Below are 17,440 nucleotides of genomic sequence, written 5' to 3' on the forward strand. Positions count from 1 at the left end.
CACGATCGCTCATAGCAGAAATGCTTATTAAAAACATTAATAATTACACCCTATACATAAGCGTGTACGGGTTTGAATCTTGAATAAAGTATACATCAGTATATTATCTATATTGTTGTTAACATCTATTGTATTATATTCTGTACAAGCATTAGTAGTGCCTGACTGGATTCAAAAAGGATCATATCTAGTATATGACGTTATTAGGATAACTAGATTCTACGGAGTACCAGCCGGCAGTGCCTATGCATTGTATTTTAAGAATACCACATACTGGGGAAGAATAAAATATGAAATAATTTCTCTCGATGAAAACGAGTTTAAAGTTCTTAGCATAGTTATTGACACTAATGATACTCTTGGCGAAGTATTTAAGGTAGGTGAAAACACCACATTTACTATACCATATAATTCAAGTTTGAAGCAAGGTGTATCCATTTATATAAATCCCGAACTTCTGCCAGAGAATAACGTCTATGTCAATAGTACTAGTGGCATAGACCCCTATGGGAGAATCTACAACTTCAGCATAGAAGCAAGATTCGACCCAGAGACAGGTATTCTTGAGCATCTAGAAGCAACCTCAAGAATGACTGCTCAATTCGACGTGAATACTACAATAACTGGTATTACAATACTAATATTTGATCTCGTGGAAAAGAATAAACCCGAAAAAACTACAGATAGCTTCTTTTCCACTAACATGTGGCTATTTGCCGCCGGAGTACTAGTTTGTATAGCAGCTATAGCCATATACTTGGTGTACAATAAAAACTGGTATTAGCTACTCTAATCCAAGTACCAATCAATATCATGTTTTTCATACAGAAGATAGCGAACTATATTCTCTAACAATACCAATTATATGAGGAATAGAGAGAACCGCCATAACGATCACTGATAAAAGCCCACTTGTTCTCCACAATACTGCTGCACTAGGGCAACTCGTCGAGGCAAGCCAAGCATCCATAGTCACAAGACCTGCAGGAGTAGGTATTATCCCTAAAAGAAATGCGTACATTATATTTGTTAATGCTTCCAATACATTTAGTCTAATATGACACGTATATAAGGCGACAAAATAGTATCCTAGTGCCACAAGAATCCATCCTATAATAGACAACAACAATGATTTAAATAGTATTCTTTTACTGAAGCTATTGATTATAGCTTCACTACTCTTCTTAATTGCTGGATGATTTATGAATGGTATTCTCGATAATATTTTTGAATGTATTTTTCCACAGACAACGAGAAGCGTTAAGATCCAGAGAGCTGAAGAACCTAAACCAATTAGTATTATTGCGAGTCCCGTAATCAAAGGTTTAACTAAAGGAAGAAGAATAATGGCTATAGCCACATTTGTAAATAAGTCATAGAGACCATCAGCTAATCCTACTGCAACTGCTGCTGGTATTAATTCTTTCTTTAGCCCGGAGACAACTAGTCCTCTAATGAATTCTCCTCCCATCGCGCTAGGTGTAATTGTTGATATAACATTGCTTGAAAAACGAGCTACTAAACTACGTTTGTACAGGGAAAACCAGCTTCCTTCATAGCCTATTATTTCCCTATATATAATTGATAGTCTTACGGCCCTAATGGATTCGGATACAATGATGAATCCTATAAATACTAAGGCTATTTCTTTAGCTTGATAAATAGTGTCCAATACATTAACTCTAAACACTGTATAGAATATCCTATAAGCTACTATGAGGAATACTGTAAACAATAAAAACCCTAGGGTAAACCTCTTGTAATGATCCACTATTTTTCACCCTTGTTTCTGGAAGGAGAAAATAAACTATTTTACTAACTTCCCCTACTAGTAGCTTTGCTTGAAAAACATAATAGAGGTGTTGCTACATGGTAAAAGTCAAGAAGCTTCTATACCTAGTGCTTGACGGTATGGCTGATAGACTAAGCGACCCTGTAACGACATTAGAAAAAGCAAATACGCCAGGACTAGACTATATTGCTCGCAACGGACTATGTGGAGCCATGTACACTATAGGGAAGGGTATAGCACCAGAAAGTGACGCAGCCGTTTTATCAATACTAAGCTATGATCCACATAAATGTTACACTGGCAGAGGACCTATAGAAGCTCTTGGAGCGGGTATGAGCTTAAAAGAAGGATATGAGATTGCTTTTAGAGCTAATTTTGCTACAATAGAGCCTGAGACGAGAAAACTAATCGATCGACGTGTAGGTAGGAAACTCTCCACAGAGGAAGCACAAGAACTAGCTAAGGCTCTTGACGGTATGGAGCTTGGCGTATATGACGGGTATGCTAGAGTTAAGGCAACTGTCGGACATAGAGCAGTAGTAATCATAGGTAGTAAAACTCATAAGCTATCACCCATGGTTGACAACAGCGATCCTGCGTACACGAGAAAAGGTCTGATAAGTGTTGCTGTAGAAAAAATGGAGCCCTATGTTAAGAAAGTAGTGCCTCTGGAGGAAACCGAAGAAGCACGTAGAACAGCTGAACTTGCCAATATATTCATAGACAAGGCTATCGAGATACTTGATAAACACCCTGTCAACGAAGAGAGAAGGAGAAAAGGATTGCTCCCAGCAAACGTGATACTGCTAAGAGATGCCGGAGGGACTATACCAAGAGTTAAACCCATTAACGAGAAGTTTGGATTGAGTTTTGGATTAATGGCGGAAATGCCTGTTGAACTCGGTATTGGAAGAATAATTGGCGCCGACGTAAAAGAAGTTCCTTTACCTACAGAAGATCCTGCAAAAGACTATGAGATAAGACTTAATGCAACTATAGAGCTCTTAAAGAAACATGACGTTGTTTATGTTCACTTGAAAGGCCCTGATGAACCGGGACATGATGGTGATTTCGAGCTCAAGAAGAAGAGAATAGAAGATATAGACAAATACTTTGTACAGCCATTCCTCGAAATCATGAGTAGCGATACTGCAATACTTGTTACAGCGGACCATGCAACACCGCCATCGGTTAGGGCACACACAGACGATCCTGTCCCTATAGCTATATATGCTCAAGGAATAGAGCCTGATGACGTCGATGCTTTAACAGAGAAGAAGTGTATGAAAGGAAAACTAGGCATAATAGAGCATGGATGGATTCTTCTACCTAAAGTACTTGAACTCCTAGATTTACGTAAACAATAACAATACTCCTAAGCATAGAAAAATAGTTTTTAAAGTCATGTACTTCTTGTTTAGGTTCCGGTACAAATTATATCCTTTACTAAATCTTCACCTTTCTTCAATACTTCCCTTAACTCAATTATAGTCTTTAACGCATCTATGAATATCTCTATCTCCTCTTTGGTATTGTAGATGTAATAACTAGCTCTAACAGTACCCTTCAAACCTAAGCGATAATGTAATGGATGTGCACAATGCAAACCTGTTCTCACAGCTATTCCAAATAAGTCAAGAGTCCTGCCAACAAGATGATGATTTAACTCTTTTATATTAAATGAGATCACGCCACCGCGATCACGTGGATCTAGTGGACCATACACCGTAATATCTGATTCTCTACTCTCTATATCACCAAATTCTTCCCTCATCCTTGTTAAGGTGTATTCAACTAATTCCATTTCATGTTTTCTAACATTTTCCATCCCTATTTTCATTAGGTATTTTGCTGCTTCGGCTAGGCCTATTGCGCCGGCAATATTAGGTGTACCCGCCTCAAACCTCCAAGGCAAATCATGCCAAACAACATCATCCAGCGTCACATCCTTTATTGTATCCCCACCAACCTTAAATGGCATCATTTCTTCAAGAAGATCCTTTTTACCCCATAACACACCTGTCCCTGTTGGTCCTAGCATTTTGTGTCCACTGAACGCCAAAAAGTCAACATCAAGATCACGTACATCAGTCGGCATATGAGGAACACTCTGAGCACCATCAGCAACAACAATAGCGCCAACACTATGAGCCACTTTGACAATCTTCTTTACATCATTAATAGTGCCAAGAACATTGCTCATTATTGGGAAGGCTACAACCTTGGTTTTCTCGGTTATAAGCTCCTCTAACTGCTCATATTTCAAGTAGCCTCTATCTGTTATGTCAACATACTTTACTTTAGCTCGTTTTATAGCCGCTATATTCCTCCATGGCAACATTGAACTATGATGATCCATAACAGTTAATACTATTTCATCCCCTTCGTTTATGTTCTTAAATCCCCATGCATATGCTACAATGTTTAGGGCATCAGTAGTATTACTACAGAAAATAATTTCATCCCAGGAGCGGGCGTTGATGAATTTAGCTAATATTTCATGAGCTTCTTCATATTTTTGACTCGCTTCCTGGCTTAACGTATGCAGTCCGCGGTGTACATTGGCGTTGTATTTCTTGTAGAACTCGGTAATAGCGTTAATGACTTGGATTGGTTTCTGTGTTGTTGCAGCATTATCGAAATAGATCAGCTTCCTCCCGTTTACTATCCTCTCAAGTATCGGAAAATCCTTTCTTATCTCATGGGGGTCAAACATTTTTGGCGTGCACCAGTTAGTATTCAACCCTATAGAACTGTATTATTTTTATCTCCAAGAATTAAGAGAACTAATTTATTTTGTAACAAATAGAATACCTTTTTGTAGAGAAAAATCCCCGGGAGGTATATTCCATGGTTATAACAGTTAAGGAAATGAGGGTTATTGAGACCAATTGCGTAGGCTTAGGTATACCTTTGAGAATGCTTATGGAGGCTGCTGGTGCAAGTGTTGCCCGTGTTGTAGAGGAGAGAATAAGCCCTAATGGAGCTGGAAGAGTTGTTGTTTTAGCAGGTAAGGGTGGTAATGGTGGTGATGCCTTAGTAGCTGCCAGATACTTGTCGGGAAGGGGATACAGTGTCACTGTGGTTCCAGCCTATCCTTTTGAACAAGTAGAACATCCTGACGCCAGAGCTAATCTAGAGATCCTTAAGAGACTTGACACAGTAGAGTTTACGAAACCTGGCGATACAAGTGTTCTACAAGATGCTGGAGTTATCATAGATGGTTTACTCGGTACTGGTGTCAAGGGAGAATTAAGAGAACCTATAAGATCTCTTGTTGAAGAAGCCAATAGATCGAGAGCTAGACTTAGAGTAGCCATAGACACTCCGACAGGTCTTAATCCCGATACGGGTGAAATCCATGGCGTTGCATTTAAAGCTGATGTCACAGTTACTTTCCATGATGTTAAGCCCGGGTTGTTGAAGAAGAAGGATATTGCCGGAGAAATTGTTGTTGCTAACATTGGTGTGCCACGTGATGCAATAATATACGCTGGACCAGGCGATGTAATACATAGGATCCCTCAGAAACCACTTGATGCACACAAAGGTGTTGGAGGGAGAATACTTGTTGTAGGCGGTTCGATAGAGTATACTGGTGCTCCTGCTCTTGTAGCTGCAGCGGCTCTTGCTGCTGGTGCTGACCTAGCTTTTCTCGCTGTACCTGCTAGTGTCAGGAGTATCATAGCATCTTATACCCCAGAGATAATAACTTATCCTGTAGGTGGAGAATACTTTAAGAAAGACGATCTACCCAAGATTGTTAATATAATTGAGAAAACAAGGCCGCATGTAGTAGTTGTAGGCAATGGCATTGGTAGAGAGGAGGACACTCTAGAGTTCGTTAGGGAACTCATAAAATTCTTAATCGAGAAGAATATACCAATGGTTATTGATGCCGATGGATTAAAGGCATTTAAAGTAGGTTCTATAAGCTTCAAATGGACAACAGTATTGACACCCCATAGAGGCGAGTATAAGAGCTTAACTGGCGAAACTTTACCGACAGATACCAACAGAGCTATTGAGAGATTAATGGAGGCATCCAAGAGATTAGAAGCAACAATATTACTCAAAGCACCAATCGACATGATTGTCATGGGGGAGAAGTATAAGTTAAATAAAACTGGTAATCCCGGCATGAGTATTGGAGGAACAGGTGACGTGCTTGCAGGTATTGTAGCAGCTTTCCTAGCCAGAACAAGAGACCCATTTGTAGCAGCATATACAGCAGCATACATAAATGGTCTTGCTGGAGACTATCTTGTATCAATTAAAAAAGAAATACCGTCGCCAACAAGGATAGTCGAAATATTACCATTGATACTTAGCAGTCCACTGGAAACGCACTTAGAGACCTACATTAGGAGCGGCGCCTAGCTTTTCTCTGGAACAATTTTGCCGTGAAGATCCTTTCAGTCGATATTAATTTTGCCGTTATTCCTAGTAGAGCTAGTGCATAGATTGGATTAGATATACTAGCAATTAATGCTTCATAGTCATATCCTAAAACCATGAACTTCGGCAGCATTGCCATGTTAATAAATGGGATAAGCGCTATAGCAAGCCTGCCCGAGCTCCCCAATGCACTTACATCAAGGAACATCGGCAAGATTAACGCGACAATAAGTGGCATGATAACATACCCGCTTACCATCTGTGCAGTTCTTACATCTTCTACAAACATACTCAAAACCAACGCTATTATCAGACCTAGAATAATCCCTCCTATAAGAGATAGAGCAAGATATGGCAGCATTTCAGGTGGTATAGTTATATTTACTGATACACTTTCTTCCCCTCCTGTAGTATTCTCTTCAGCCATTGGTGCTGTCGACATATAGAAGAGATAGTATATCATTATGAAACCATAGATTCCTCCAAAGATCAACGATATAACTATGGGGACAAGCAGTTTTACTCCGAGAATAGTCGTCCTCTTTACTGGAAGACTCAATAGTGTTTCAAGCATCTTCTCTTCTTTCTCTACAGCCATGCTTGTCGCCGCAAACTGGACGATCATGCTGACAAGGATAAGTGCTATCAACGGTGTTCCTATTGATAACAAGAATATTGTCCCAAATAATTCCTCGGGTCTCATTTCAATATTCCGCGAAGCAATTAATATCACTGGTGTTGTTCTTATCGGTGTTTTAATAAAGTCTTGAGGTATTCCATGTTTTATGGCAATGGTTCTAGATATATTATCAGCGAATGAGTATACGTATTCTGATGCTCTACCACCTATACCAAGTTCTGTAAACGATAGTGATGTGGCTATCATATAGATTTTTACGTGAGCTGGAATGTTATTGGTTAGATTTTGACTAAATCCTTTGGGAATGAGTATTGCAACTTTTACTCCGTACTTTTCATATGCTTCAATAGGATTATCTACTAAATACACTTTTGCACTAGCGTTTTTCTCTAAGAAATCAATGAATAATGAACTCCAGTTGCCTTTATCTTCATCTATAACCGCGACGTAGCCTGCAGCCCTCTTTGCTTCTTCAAAACTGGTTCTCATTAAATAGCCCATACCACCATATATTGCTGCGACGAGTACTATTGGCACTATGAACATTGCTATTAACATCTTTGGATCTCTTATTATACTACGTAGTTCTTTCCATAGAAGTGTCTTGAAGTGTCTCATTGCTCCTCACCTACAAGACGGGTGAATACTTCTTCTAGGTTTTTCGCGTCGAACTTCTCCTTCAACTCATCGGGTCTTCCCTCGATAAGCAATTTGCCTTTATGAATAATACCTATGCGATCACAAAGATACTCTACTTCAAGCATGTTATGACTTGATAAGACAACTGTTACCCCATATTCCTTTGCATATGATTTTATTGCCTCTCTAACTTTCACCGCATTTACAACATCAAGACCGCTAGTAGGTTCATCGAGAATAGCGACTTTTGGTTTAACCATGAGTGTTTTTGCTACAAGTAATCGCCTAAGCATTCCTTTGCTATAAGTCTTTATTTTCTTATTCAAAGCCTCTCCTAGACCACTTAGTTTAGCACCTTCAATAACTGTTTTTCTAATAATATCTTTATCACTAAAATAGAACGATGCTATGAATTCGAGAAACTCTAGACCAGTTAAATACTTGTACCCACCGGCTTCTTCCGGGAGATAACTAATTATCTTCCGTACGTTATCAGGTTCTTTCGTGACACTATATCCAGCGATCAATACATCTCCTGATGTTGGCTCGAGAATTGTGGCCATTATTCTCAATGTAGTTGTTTTACCAGCACCATTAGGTCCTATAAGACCATAAATCTCTCCTTCATGTACCTTAAAGGAGATGTTATCAACTGCTTTTACGTTCTTAGCATATATCTTCACAAGATCCCTTACAACAACTATCTCCTCAGCCAATTCACCACACCTTAACTACACTGGATTAAACAATTATACGCAACTAATATTATAGTTTTACTGAAAAATCTACGCTAAATTAGCTTTTGTCTATTTTCTTTGTCAACGATTTAATCATTTCAACGAGTTTCTCATTCTTAAACACATATTTCTCGTATGCACGCATCCTAATCTGTTCATTGCCCACAAAGAGAGTCATATGGTTGGCATTGAAGTCTACGCCTACGAGAACATATACGGGATTCCACCTTATTTCGGGTAAGGGTTTCTTATCTAGACATAGTACTTTAAGTATATCTCTGAGAACACTATACATGAGTCTATCTCCCATTTTAGCAGCTTGACGCATTGAAGCATCCATAACTAATCTGAAAGGAAAGATAAGGCTCGTAATAGCTGCTTTCCATAGACTAGAGGGTTTTATTGATGATTGAGCAAATTCTTTTGATGCTCTTACTAATGATGCTATAGCATAGTTTATATCGTCTACAAACTCCTGGAAGGTACATCTCTTTCTCTCGCCATGAGGGACTCTTAATGTTGGTGCATAGAGTATGTTTACCTTACTAGGAATTTTATTGATCAAGAAGAACCTTGAAACACCTTTTGGTTCTGTGTACTCGTTTATACAACAATCAACGAGGTATTTCTCATTAGGTTTACAGCTGGGTATTTCCATCAACGCCATTGGAAACCACATGAACTCATAATTTTTAGCGGCTTTCTGCAATATCGTTTTATCAACACCTATATACACCATAACTCACCTTTGAGACTGTAAGACCTCTTTTATTAAACATATTTTCTCCGTTAAACATATGCACTTATACGCTCTTAAGGTGTTTTGAGACATATATTTATAATGTGGATATAGGACTAGATTACATGCAAGTACGAAATTTATTATTGTTTAATCTAGTGATGAAGAAGGGAGTCTCTGAGAGAAACAGATATGCTGAGAAGCCGGATGCTGATATCCTACTCATTCCCATTTTTAGATACTATTAATAGTATGGTATAACAATACACTATATTAGGATCGAGGGGTCGAGTAGAGTGCAAGAAAAATCCCTGACAACAAGAGTGTTGCTATTCCTCAAAGATTATCCAGGAGCTAGTGTCAAGGATGTAGCATCTTATCTCGGTATAAACATTAACTTGGCCCGTGCAATTCTCTACAGACTAAAAAATAAGGGAATTATAGAGAAAGTTGGTAACGGCTACATTTTGACTAAAAGCGGAGAATACGTTGTAGGAAAAATATCCACTACAGAACAAGTTATTCAACAAGAACAAGAAACCAAACAAGAAGCCCTTGTACAACAGAAAACAATGCAAGTATCAAAACCTAAAGAAGAAGCCATTACCCGTAAAGACATAAAGGATACAAACAACATCAAAGCCGTAACACACGATATCAAATCTATTGAGAAGAATCTAGAAAATATCGAGAAAAAGATCACAGCATTAGAAAATGAGTTACTCCATCTCAAAGAGGAGCTTGCAAATATAAGGACTCTCATTAAGAAGATTAAAGAAAAAAGTGTAGAGAGGATAAAAACCAAGAGACATGTTGAAGAAAAATTACCAAGACCTGTTATGCCTGTTCTGGAAGCCGAGAGAGTCTTAGGAGAAAAACTTAGATCACTAACATATACTGGTAAAATAGTAATAATCGGCTCCTTGGCAGTTGATGGTGAGTTCTATCAAGCATTCCTTTCTAAGTTTCCTATAAGTCGCCGCAATGCAGAAAAACTTCCCGAGGACGAAAAGATTTTGCTAGAGGAGATGAAGAAAGAGGGGAAAGTATATCTTCATGGAGGAAAAGAGTATCGCCTAGTCTGAGTATATCTAGGAATACAGGTGATTAGTTTGAGAAAACCAGTAATCCGTAGTGTCACCGTGTTTACAAGAAGAATAGATGACTGGGGACGAGGATTTATTAAGCATGTTATTGAGGAAGCAGAAGATCTTCTTGTCAAATCTATTGACGAATTAAAAGAAAGAGGTTATAGTGTTTGGACAAAAAGAATAAGTTTCCCACAACCACCTCCATCGGCATATGAACATCTTCCATCTTTACTTACTGAATTCGTATCAGGAGACATAATGGTGAGCATAGGAGGTTTATTGATAGAAAGAATCCAAGTGAAAATACTAATGGAGCTTCTAGAAAAAGGATTTTACGTACCGTTGATACCACGTAACGAAACTGATTTCCTAAATGTAGCCGAACTACTTCATGTAGTAGCCAACATAAATCCTATTTACTGTTCTCAAATCGCTTTATCACTTACAAGAGCAACAATAGAAACACCCTATTTCCCATTATCAACTAGTATAAACGGATTAGGTGTTGGTATAGCCCTACTTTACCCCAACTTGCTGAGAGATGTATATAGCAAAAGAGGATTACGTGGGTTAAGGAAAGCCATTCGAGCCATAGAAACAGATCTTATCGATGCCCTTTCGCAAATAAAAACACGTATCGGAATAGACTTCTCCATTAGCCCATGGATGGAGGAGAGCGTAGCAAATCTTGTGACCGCAATAACAGGTGCTTTACCCAATGAACCCGGCTTCATAAACGGAATAGCCATTCTGAACAATATACTAAGAGAAGTCACAAGCGGAAAACCGCATGCAATTGGTTATAATGAGGTAATGCTGCCATTAGCTGAAGATGATGGACTGAAAGAAATATCATTCAAAAATAATATCAAAGCAAGAGATTTCCTCTTATTCTCATCAGTATGTATTACAGGTCCCGACATGATTGTTGTTCCATGGGATAAGAACAAGCTTACAAGATACATTCTTGATGCAAGATCAATAGCCATTGTAAAGAGGAAAATCATGGGGCTAAGAGTTATACCTGTTGAAGATAAAGAACCCGGTGATATCATCGATCTAGGCAAGTTCGGCAAGGTCCCCGTGATCCCATACTAACATAACCATATGGTCCGGTATAATGGCTCTCAGTAGATTAAAACTCGATACATGGCGCGATATAGAGCGGAGGATACCCTACATAATAAAATTCTTGAGCAGAGATTATACCCTGCGTTTTGTAGGAAAGAGAAAGCTTAACCCACAAAGGCTGTATTCTACTGAATCTGGCCTAGAGAGTGATAAACTAGGTATTGTCCTCAAGGCAATGCTCTATGAGGGATATGATGCACCGATAATTGTCATACTAGGCTATATGGGTAGACTCTACATATTTGATGGACATCATAGATCTAGAGTTTCCCTATGGTTAGATAAACTAGTTGATGCATACCTTATTGAAGCACCAAGCTATAAGCCACGCATAATGATGCCATTAAAGGATACACCAATAGTGAATCCCCCTGTGACACCAAGCGATCCTGTTGCTGCAACTTGGAAACATATAATTAATATCATAGGATTCCTAGAAGCACGCCACAAATCTATAGCTAAATTATGGAGAGAACAAGTAAGTATAGACAACCTTATTGCAACTCAACCTCTCGCGAAACCCGTAACAAAATTCTATGGACCCGAGGTCCCACCCGTTCTTGTCTATAAATACTATGACAAGTATTATGTTGTTGATGGCCATACACGTGTATGTGCAGCATTACTTAGTGGATGCAATAAGGTTGAAGCTATTGTATTCACGTTAAACAAGCCTATAGGTCTTATCGAAACAAGCAAGTATTTTGGAGAACCAAAGTTTACGAGTAGTTATTGTTATAAAAAGGCTTTCAAGAAAACTTAGCCAGCTTCCTTTAATTCCTCGTATTCCTTGGATAAAGGTGAACACCATTTCTCCGGTTCTTCCACCCCGCCAGGACAACCTTTGCCAAACCTCTTTGGCTTCTTGACTCTGCTAAGCAATACTATTCTACTAGGAATACTCTCCGATAATACCATGTAGCCGGTTTTTTCTGCTAGTTTCTTGGCAAATTCTCTTACTTCTTCATGCGAAGGCATACTTTCTGCTGACAACCTACCTCTACTTCTTCCCATGTACATGTACGCTTTTACTTCAACGTAAGTAGGATTACCTTTTTCAATAAGTTTAGCAAATCCTTCAGCATCTTTGTCACTCATATTGAAGCCCTTGATTATAGTTATTCTAAATACTGTTGGTGCTTTAAATGATGGAACAAGTTCAATAGTTTTCAAAACAAGATCCCATGCACCCGGGACTATAGGTCTATTAAACTCCATATACATCTTCTTGTTCCATGACTCAAGACTAATATAGAGCTGGCTAGGTTCTTCTTCAAGACTGGCTAATACATCAGGTCTATAAGCATGTGTAACTAGAAATGTTGAAAATCCTCTCTTCTTGTATTCTCTTATGAGTTCACCTATTCTTGGATAGAGTGTGGGTTCGCCAGCAAGACTAATGGCTGCTTGATTTGGCTGTAGTGCTTCTTCATACATTTTGGGGTCTACACGAGGATTGCCTTTGAATCCACTAACAACTTTCCTGAATTCAATAATACTCTCTTCGACAAGTACCTCTGGGTCATCTATGACTGGTGGTTTTGTTTCATCCCATTCCATACCGATATCTTCTGGCTGAAGTCTCCAACAATGCAGACATCTATTCCAGCACCAGGCTACAACTGGTGTCATCTGTATACAACGGTGACTTTCGATACCATACCATAAGCACTTATAACAGAATCTCCGTCTAACAAGTGCCTCTTTCGTCCAATAGCATCTCTTTATTGCCCCTATGGTTCCTATTATATGGTAACCTTGTTTTTTCAGGATCTCGTATATCCTCTGATATGCGGGACTGCTCTTCCAAAATTCTTCACGTTTCCTTCTAATTTCATCCCAGTCAATACTAAGTCTCAATAGTTTGTCAGCCATGTATTTCATGCACCCCGCTACTCTACCTATAATGTATAAGCGGGTTATAATATCATACCGCAATGAATATTGAATAATACAATGTTAGAAAAGGAGTCTTTTTTATGTATTAAAAAACTTAGGCAGTTATTCAATATAATCCTTTTCATGAAACTTCTTGCTTGAGTTATTTTTTAACGTATTCCTTGTACATCCATCCACTCTCTGTTCTAACAGCAAGTCCTTCTCTCTTGAGATCCTGTAATCTGCCCCTTATTGTATTGTAGTTTAAGCCAGTTATTTTCTGGATCTCTTTAGGTGTTAGGGGTCTTTTCTCTTTTTTAAGTACCTCTAATACGATCTCCTTGGCAGTCTTTCTCTCAGACATTGCTTCTCAACCCCCATTCGATTCTCTAACTAGATCTGATCCAAACACCTTTTTAAAATTGATCCTGCTCAAGATCAAGAGAATTACATTGGTTGACATAGAAGGCATTTTACTAACATATGATCTTATTGATAATGAAGATTATTCAGGGAAAAGATTTGAGGAAAGTGATCCGGGCGCGAAACCTTCATCACTATATCAGCAAGGGCCCATCCTTGTATTCTTCATTCATTTATGTTATATTTGGGTCGTGTAAGAAATATTTTACTTCGCTATAGCCATCAATTAAATTAGGTGTAGTTTGAGACGTGAAGAAAATAGCGTTTAAGAAAGCAATACTTAGTAGGAATGAGGTATCGCTTATAAAGCATTATCTAGAGGACGTTCTGGATGTGCCTATGGTTCATCTTCAGTTTAAGAAATTGGTTAAAACCTGTTTTGATGAATTATGTATAGTCTATGAAGACGATGAAAACTTGGATACAGTTATCTATCAAGGCAGATGGATTGCTGGTATAATAGGCGGTGATGTGTTTTTATCGCCTTGGCTTTATAGCAGTATTTATAGTATGTTTGGGTTTAAGGCGTGTATTGTTGTTAATAAAAAAGCTCTAGAGATTTTTCTATACGGAGGAGATATTTTCGCTTCCTCAATAACAAGGTTTTACGAGCCAATAGATAATGTTGTAGCAGTCATTGATCCACGCGACAATACTGTTGTAGGAGCTGCTAAACCCATTGTAAAAGGCGAGATGCTAAGGAAGATTATTAATGATAAAAGAGAAGAGCCTGTGTTCAAGAATTTATTTGATCTAGGTGTGTTTCTGAGAGAATTTGGTTAAATTATTAAAATGGTGCTTTCACGACTTTTACTTCTTGGGCGCTTGTTTTCCGTAGGAAGTAGGGTAGTGTTGGTGTTCTTAATTTCTCTAGGAAGTCTAGGTCCGGCGAGAACAGGTCTCTTATATCCTCTATTCCGAGGACTGTCATAGCAACTCTATCTATGCCTATACCCCATGCCACCGCCCTAACACTGCCTGCCCCGAGAATCTCCATTACCTCGGGTCTAAATACTCCTCCTGGGAACACCTCTACCCAACCGAGTTTAGGATGCTTAATGAAGCCTTCAACACTAGGCTCGGTAAATGGGAAGTATCCTGGCTTGAACCATATCTCCTTTATACCTAGTGCTGCTGCAAACTCTCTGAAGAATGCAAGAAGATCCTTGAACGATACGTTCTTCCCTACAATAATTCCATCCAACTGGTAGAACTCCATTGCGTGTTTCGCGTCAAGAGTTTCAGGCCTAAACACTCTGTCGATGGTGAAGCATCTATATTCTCCTGGACCTCTCTCATATATTATCCTGGCTGAAACAGCTGTAGTTTGAGTTCTCAAGACAGGTGTTAGTGCTTTGTCTACACTCCATTTATACTTCCATCCTTTTTCATGTATGCGTCTTGCTCTTTCCAATAATTCCTCTACTACCTTGCCACGGAAACTTGTCTCGAGAAAGAATGTATCATGGATTTCTCGTGCAGGATGATCCTGCGCCTGGAATAGTGCATCGAAATTCCAGAACTCGAGCTCAACATGTGGCCCTTTCACTTCTTCAAAACCCATTGATACAAGTATTTCTCTAGCTAGATCGAGGAACTCCATGTAAGGATTCTTCCTAGCAATGCGCATTCTTGGCGGTGTAACCGATAAATCAAATTCTTTGATCATAATCTTATCAAATAATCCCTTTTCCACTAACTCAGGAGTAACGACTGTTACTAGTTCAGCTTTCTCAATCGCTTTCTTACTCCATAAGTTCTTGAGTTTATCAGTGGGCTTTACAAGTACTACACTTGATTTCTCGACTGTAACCATTTTCCTACGTTTAAGAACCTTAATTATATCTGGCGACGCTTTTCCGCCTGCCAGTATGTTTTTCAGCACTGATTTGAGGAAACCTGCGTTTTCAATAATGTTGACACATTCTTGCTGAGAGGAGTACTCTACAAGACCATTAATTACTCTCAAGCATTTCCCTTTGACAAGGTATTGGAACCCTATAGTAGCATGCTCTTTATCAATACCAGTTTCTCTTACGACACAATCAATAAATTCATCAACTCTTTTTCCTACACACTTCTCCACTGCTCTGTAAACTATTTCTTCGGGGAATCCTTTTTCAAGAACAAACTTCGCTTCATCAGTGAGTACTATTTTCTCAATGGTTTTTCTTGAAATAACGACAAGCTCTTTAGCTTCAAGCTCAGCTAGATCCCTCATCAAGTCTTCTATTCTTAACCCAATCTTCCTAGCAACAGCACTTAGCTCAACAAAATCGGTTTTGTCCACAAGTTCTTCTATTATCTTGTACTGCCTAGGAGTTACAGTAATCTTCTCCAAACTATTAACACCTATGACTACTCTATACACTTCCCATACTGGTAATAAACTCTATCCTCGGTTCACCATAAATGTATACTGTCCAATACTCATGGAGTTCAGTTCTATTTTACAAGCCCTTTCTTTTTCAAGAAAACCAATACATCTCTTCTATCAAGCAATCTTTCATAAGGTAGTTCTTCGAGTATTCTTCTAGCTGCCTCTCTAACATCGGGAGAGAGATCTTTTAAAACTTCATTTATTAGTTCTTTCTTTTTCTTCATCAAATCATCTGGTTTCAAGATTGACATTACATACTACCCGTTTTCAACCACTATCTCTATCTTTATGCAAACTAGTATTAAATCGAATATACCATGTACCCAATGATTGTTCTACTATTCTGTTTACAGGGTAATTAATGGGGAAAGAATAATACTATTACTAACCAATTATTCATACAGGTGCAGGATAGTGAGCAAAAAGATCACATGCCCGTATTGCGGATTCACAGGCGAGCCTAAAGACTTCTATTTCATATATGAAGTGGTACTGTATACAACTAATACCAATGATGTAGTTAGGGAGGAAAGAGAAAGACCTCCTTTGGTAGTTTGCCCAAAGTGTAAACAAGGATTCTTCTTGGAATCTCCATATAAGAAGTTTTATGAAAAACAGTAACATAAATCTAGAAATTATACTGCTAGCTAACATTAACTCAAGAAGAAAAATAAAAGAATAGGGGATGGGAAACTAAATTATGTTATTACAGCCTTTACTCAAATACATAAAGTTCTTCTTCATATTTTCTATCAAGAACAGTGCCGGGTGGCAGTCTTTTTATCTTTTTATTCGATAACAAGTCCACTAATTTCTTCCTAGCTTCTTCGAGAGGTATTTCTCCAGTCAACCAGTTTAACGGTATGTTTATGTTGAGTGGTCTCGCGGGTATGACGTGTCTTGTTGTTTTATGAGTGAATACCTCTCCGCGTAAAGCAACTTCTCTTACTTCTTGTTTTGTAACTGTTGGTGTGATCAAAGATGCTATAACCTCTTTTTTAGACGCCATAGAGAGAGCTTCGTCTTCGGTGACGTAGCCAATCTCGTAGCCTTCTTCTTTGAGTTTTTCCTCAATCTTTTTTATTAGATCGTATATTTTCTTTATGTCTTTTTCAGGATAAATTATACTAATGTATTTTTCTCCATAAGTGGCTATTGAGATTGCTTTCCTCTCCTTTAATAGATCAAATATTTCATCTTTCTGTACTTCTTGTAGGCTAAAGCCTAGACTCTTAATTATTTCAAGTATGTTATCGAAATTCCCTGGACCCTTCTTGATTATTCTACACCATGAGCCTAGTTTTATGTTGGGATTATCGTAGTCAACAAGACATACTGGTATGTATGGGAATCCTAGTTTTTCTGTTGCAGCGACACGATGCATGCCGTCGAGTACTACAAGAGTTTTTTCATCGACTATGATCGGGTCCTTGAAGAATTTGTCTTTCTTTATTTTCTCTACTAGCCAGTCAAGAATTTCTGGAATTATTTCTTCGTGGATATGTAGTTTCTTTACTTCCTCAATAGTTATTTTTAATGTAATTAATGGCGTTTTTATCTCGTATGCATTAGACAATCCCATCCACCTAATA

The 17,440-nt window shown here is 38.4% G+C and carries 18 protein-coding genes; 8 read left to right on the top strand and 10 right to left on the bottom strand.

Going from position 1 to position 17,440, the window contains the following annotated elements:
- Positions 1-79 precede the first annotated feature (79 nt).
- The gene (locus J4526_09300) at positions 80-784 is read left to right on the top strand and encodes a hypothetical protein (GenBank protein WFO75244.1); all 705 of its coding nucleotides are present in this window, start codon (positions 80-82) and stop codon (positions 782-784) included.
- A 36-nt stretch (positions 785-820) separates the two neighbouring features.
- On the opposite strand, the gene J4526_09305 is transcribed toward J4526_09300, so the two are convergent.
- A complete protein-coding gene (locus J4526_09305) occupies positions 821-1,771 on the bottom strand; it encodes a flippase-like domain-containing protein (GenBank protein WFO75245.1) in 951 nt (316 codons plus the stop codon).
- Between the two features lie 98 nt (positions 1,772-1,869).
- On the opposite strand from J4526_09305, the gene apgM reads away from it, so the two are divergent.
- Positions 1,870-3,159 carry a 2,3-bisphosphoglycerate-independent phosphoglycerate mutase gene (apgM, locus tag J4526_09310; GenBank protein WFO75246.1) on the top strand — a complete coding sequence of 430 codons (1,290 nt, stop codon included), beginning with the start codon at positions 1,870-1,872 and terminating at the stop codon, positions 3,157-3,159.
- A 50-nt stretch (positions 3,160-3,209) separates the two neighbouring features.
- On the opposite strand, the gene J4526_09315 is transcribed toward apgM, so the two are convergent.
- Complete coding sequence (locus J4526_09315; protein ID WFO75247.1) at positions 3,210-4,508, bottom strand: cysteine desulfurase; 1,299 nt, start codon at positions 4,506-4,508, stop codon at positions 3,210-3,212.
- Positions 4,509-4,642: 134 nt separating this feature from the next.
- Between J4526_09315 and J4526_09320 the strand changes: the two genes are divergently transcribed.
- Complete coding sequence (locus J4526_09320; protein WFO75248.1) at positions 4,643-6,172, top strand: NAD(P)H-hydrate dehydratase; 1,530 nt, start codon at positions 4,643-4,645, stop codon at positions 6,170-6,172.
- On the opposite strand, the gene J4526_09325 is transcribed toward J4526_09320, so the two are convergent.
- The 3 genes from J4526_09325 to J4526_09335 form a co-directional block, all read right to left on the bottom strand.
- A complete protein-coding gene (locus tag J4526_09325; GenBank protein WFO75249.1) occupies positions 6,156-7,448 on the bottom strand; it encodes an ABC transporter permease in 1,293 nt (430 codons plus the stop codon). The genes J4526_09320 and J4526_09325 overlap by 17 nt on opposite strands.
- On the bottom strand, positions 7,445-8,185 hold the full coding sequence (locus J4526_09330) for an ABC transporter ATP-binding protein (protein ID WFO75250.1): 741 nt from the start codon (positions 8,183-8,185) through the stop codon (positions 7,445-7,447). Before J4526_09330 ends, J4526_09325 begins: the two co-directional genes overlap by 4 nt.
- A gap of 79 nt (positions 8,186-8,264) precedes the next feature.
- A complete protein-coding gene (locus J4526_09335) occupies positions 8,265-8,945 on the bottom strand; it encodes a hypothetical protein (protein WFO75251.1) in 681 nt (226 codons plus the stop codon).
- A 296-nt stretch (positions 8,946-9,241) separates the two neighbouring features.
- Between J4526_09335 and J4526_09340 the strand changes: the two genes are divergently transcribed.
- Genes J4526_09340 through J4526_09350 form a run of 3 tightly spaced genes read left to right on the top strand, consistent with a single transcriptional unit; the run spans position 9,242 to position 11,930 of the window.
- Positions 9,242-10,030: a hypothetical protein gene (locus J4526_09340; protein WFO75252.1), complete on the top strand. Its 789-nt coding sequence runs from the start codon at positions 9,242-9,244 to the stop codon at positions 10,028-10,030.
- Between the two features lie 27 nt (positions 10,031-10,057).
- The gene (locus J4526_09345; protein ID WFO75253.1) at positions 10,058-11,134 is read left to right on the top strand and encodes a DUF711 family protein; all 1,077 of its coding nucleotides are present in this window, start codon (positions 10,058-10,060) and stop codon (positions 11,132-11,134) included.
- A 22-nt stretch (positions 11,135-11,156) separates the two neighbouring features.
- Positions 11,157-11,930, top strand: a complete 774-nt coding sequence (locus tag J4526_09350) for a ParB N-terminal domain-containing protein (protein ID WFO75254.1) — start codon at positions 11,157-11,159, stop codon at positions 11,928-11,930.
- Here the strand turns inward: J4526_09350 and twy1 are convergent.
- A complete protein-coding gene (gene twy1 / locus J4526_09355) occupies positions 11,927-13,027 on the bottom strand; it encodes a 4-demethylwyosine synthase TYW1 (GenBank protein WFO76401.1) in 1,101 nt (366 codons plus the stop codon). The two genes, J4526_09350 and twy1, sit on opposite strands and share 4 nt — an antisense overlap.
- 181 nt (positions 13,028-13,208) lie before the next feature.
- Positions 13,209-13,409, bottom strand: a complete 201-nt coding sequence (locus J4526_09360) for a helix-turn-helix domain-containing protein (GenBank protein WFO75255.1) — start codon at positions 13,407-13,409, stop codon at positions 13,209-13,211.
- A 308-nt stretch (positions 13,410-13,717) separates the two neighbouring features.
- On the opposite strand from J4526_09360, the gene J4526_09365 reads away from it, so the two are divergent.
- Positions 13,718-14,251: a hypothetical protein gene (locus tag J4526_09365; GenBank protein WFO75256.1), complete on the top strand. Its 534-nt coding sequence runs from the start codon at positions 13,718-13,720 to the stop codon at positions 14,249-14,251.
- Between the two features lie 4 nt (positions 14,252-14,255).
- Here the strand turns inward: J4526_09365 and J4526_09370 are convergent, their stop codons facing one another.
- Together J4526_09370 and J4526_09375 are read right to left on the bottom strand one after the other, a co-directional pair.
- Positions 14,256-15,824 carry a phenylalanine--tRNA ligase subunit alpha gene (locus J4526_09370; protein ID WFO76402.1) on the bottom strand — a complete coding sequence of 523 codons (1,569 nt, stop codon included), beginning with the start codon at positions 15,822-15,824 and terminating at the stop codon, positions 14,256-14,258.
- A gap of 89 nt (positions 15,825-15,913) precedes the next feature.
- Positions 15,914-16,099 (bottom strand): hypothetical protein, encoded by a 186-nt coding sequence (locus tag J4526_09375; protein ID WFO75257.1) that lies wholly within the window; start codon positions 16,097-16,099, stop codon positions 15,914-15,916.
- 163 nt (positions 16,100-16,262) lie between these two features.
- Between J4526_09375 and J4526_09380 the strand changes: the two genes are divergently transcribed.
- Entirely contained in the window at positions 16,263-16,469 is a 207-nt protein-coding gene (locus tag J4526_09380; protein ID WFO75258.1) for a hypothetical protein, read from the top strand.
- Positions 16,470-16,563: 94 nt separating this feature from the next.
- Here J4526_09380 and J4526_09385 read toward each other — a convergent pair whose 3' ends face one another.
- Positions 16,564-17,430 carry a ParB N-terminal domain-containing protein gene (locus tag J4526_09385; GenBank protein WFO75259.1) on the bottom strand — a complete coding sequence of 289 codons (867 nt, stop codon included), beginning with the start codon at positions 17,428-17,430 and terminating at the stop codon, positions 16,564-16,566.
- Positions 17,431-17,440: the final 10 nt, after the last annotated feature.

The organism is Desulfurococcaceae archaeon MEX13E-LK6-19, from assembly GCA_029637525.1.
In the GTDB taxonomy this organism is placed as follows: domain Archaea; phylum Thermoproteota; class Thermoprotei_A; order Sulfolobales; family Desulfurococcaceae; genus MEX13ELK6-19.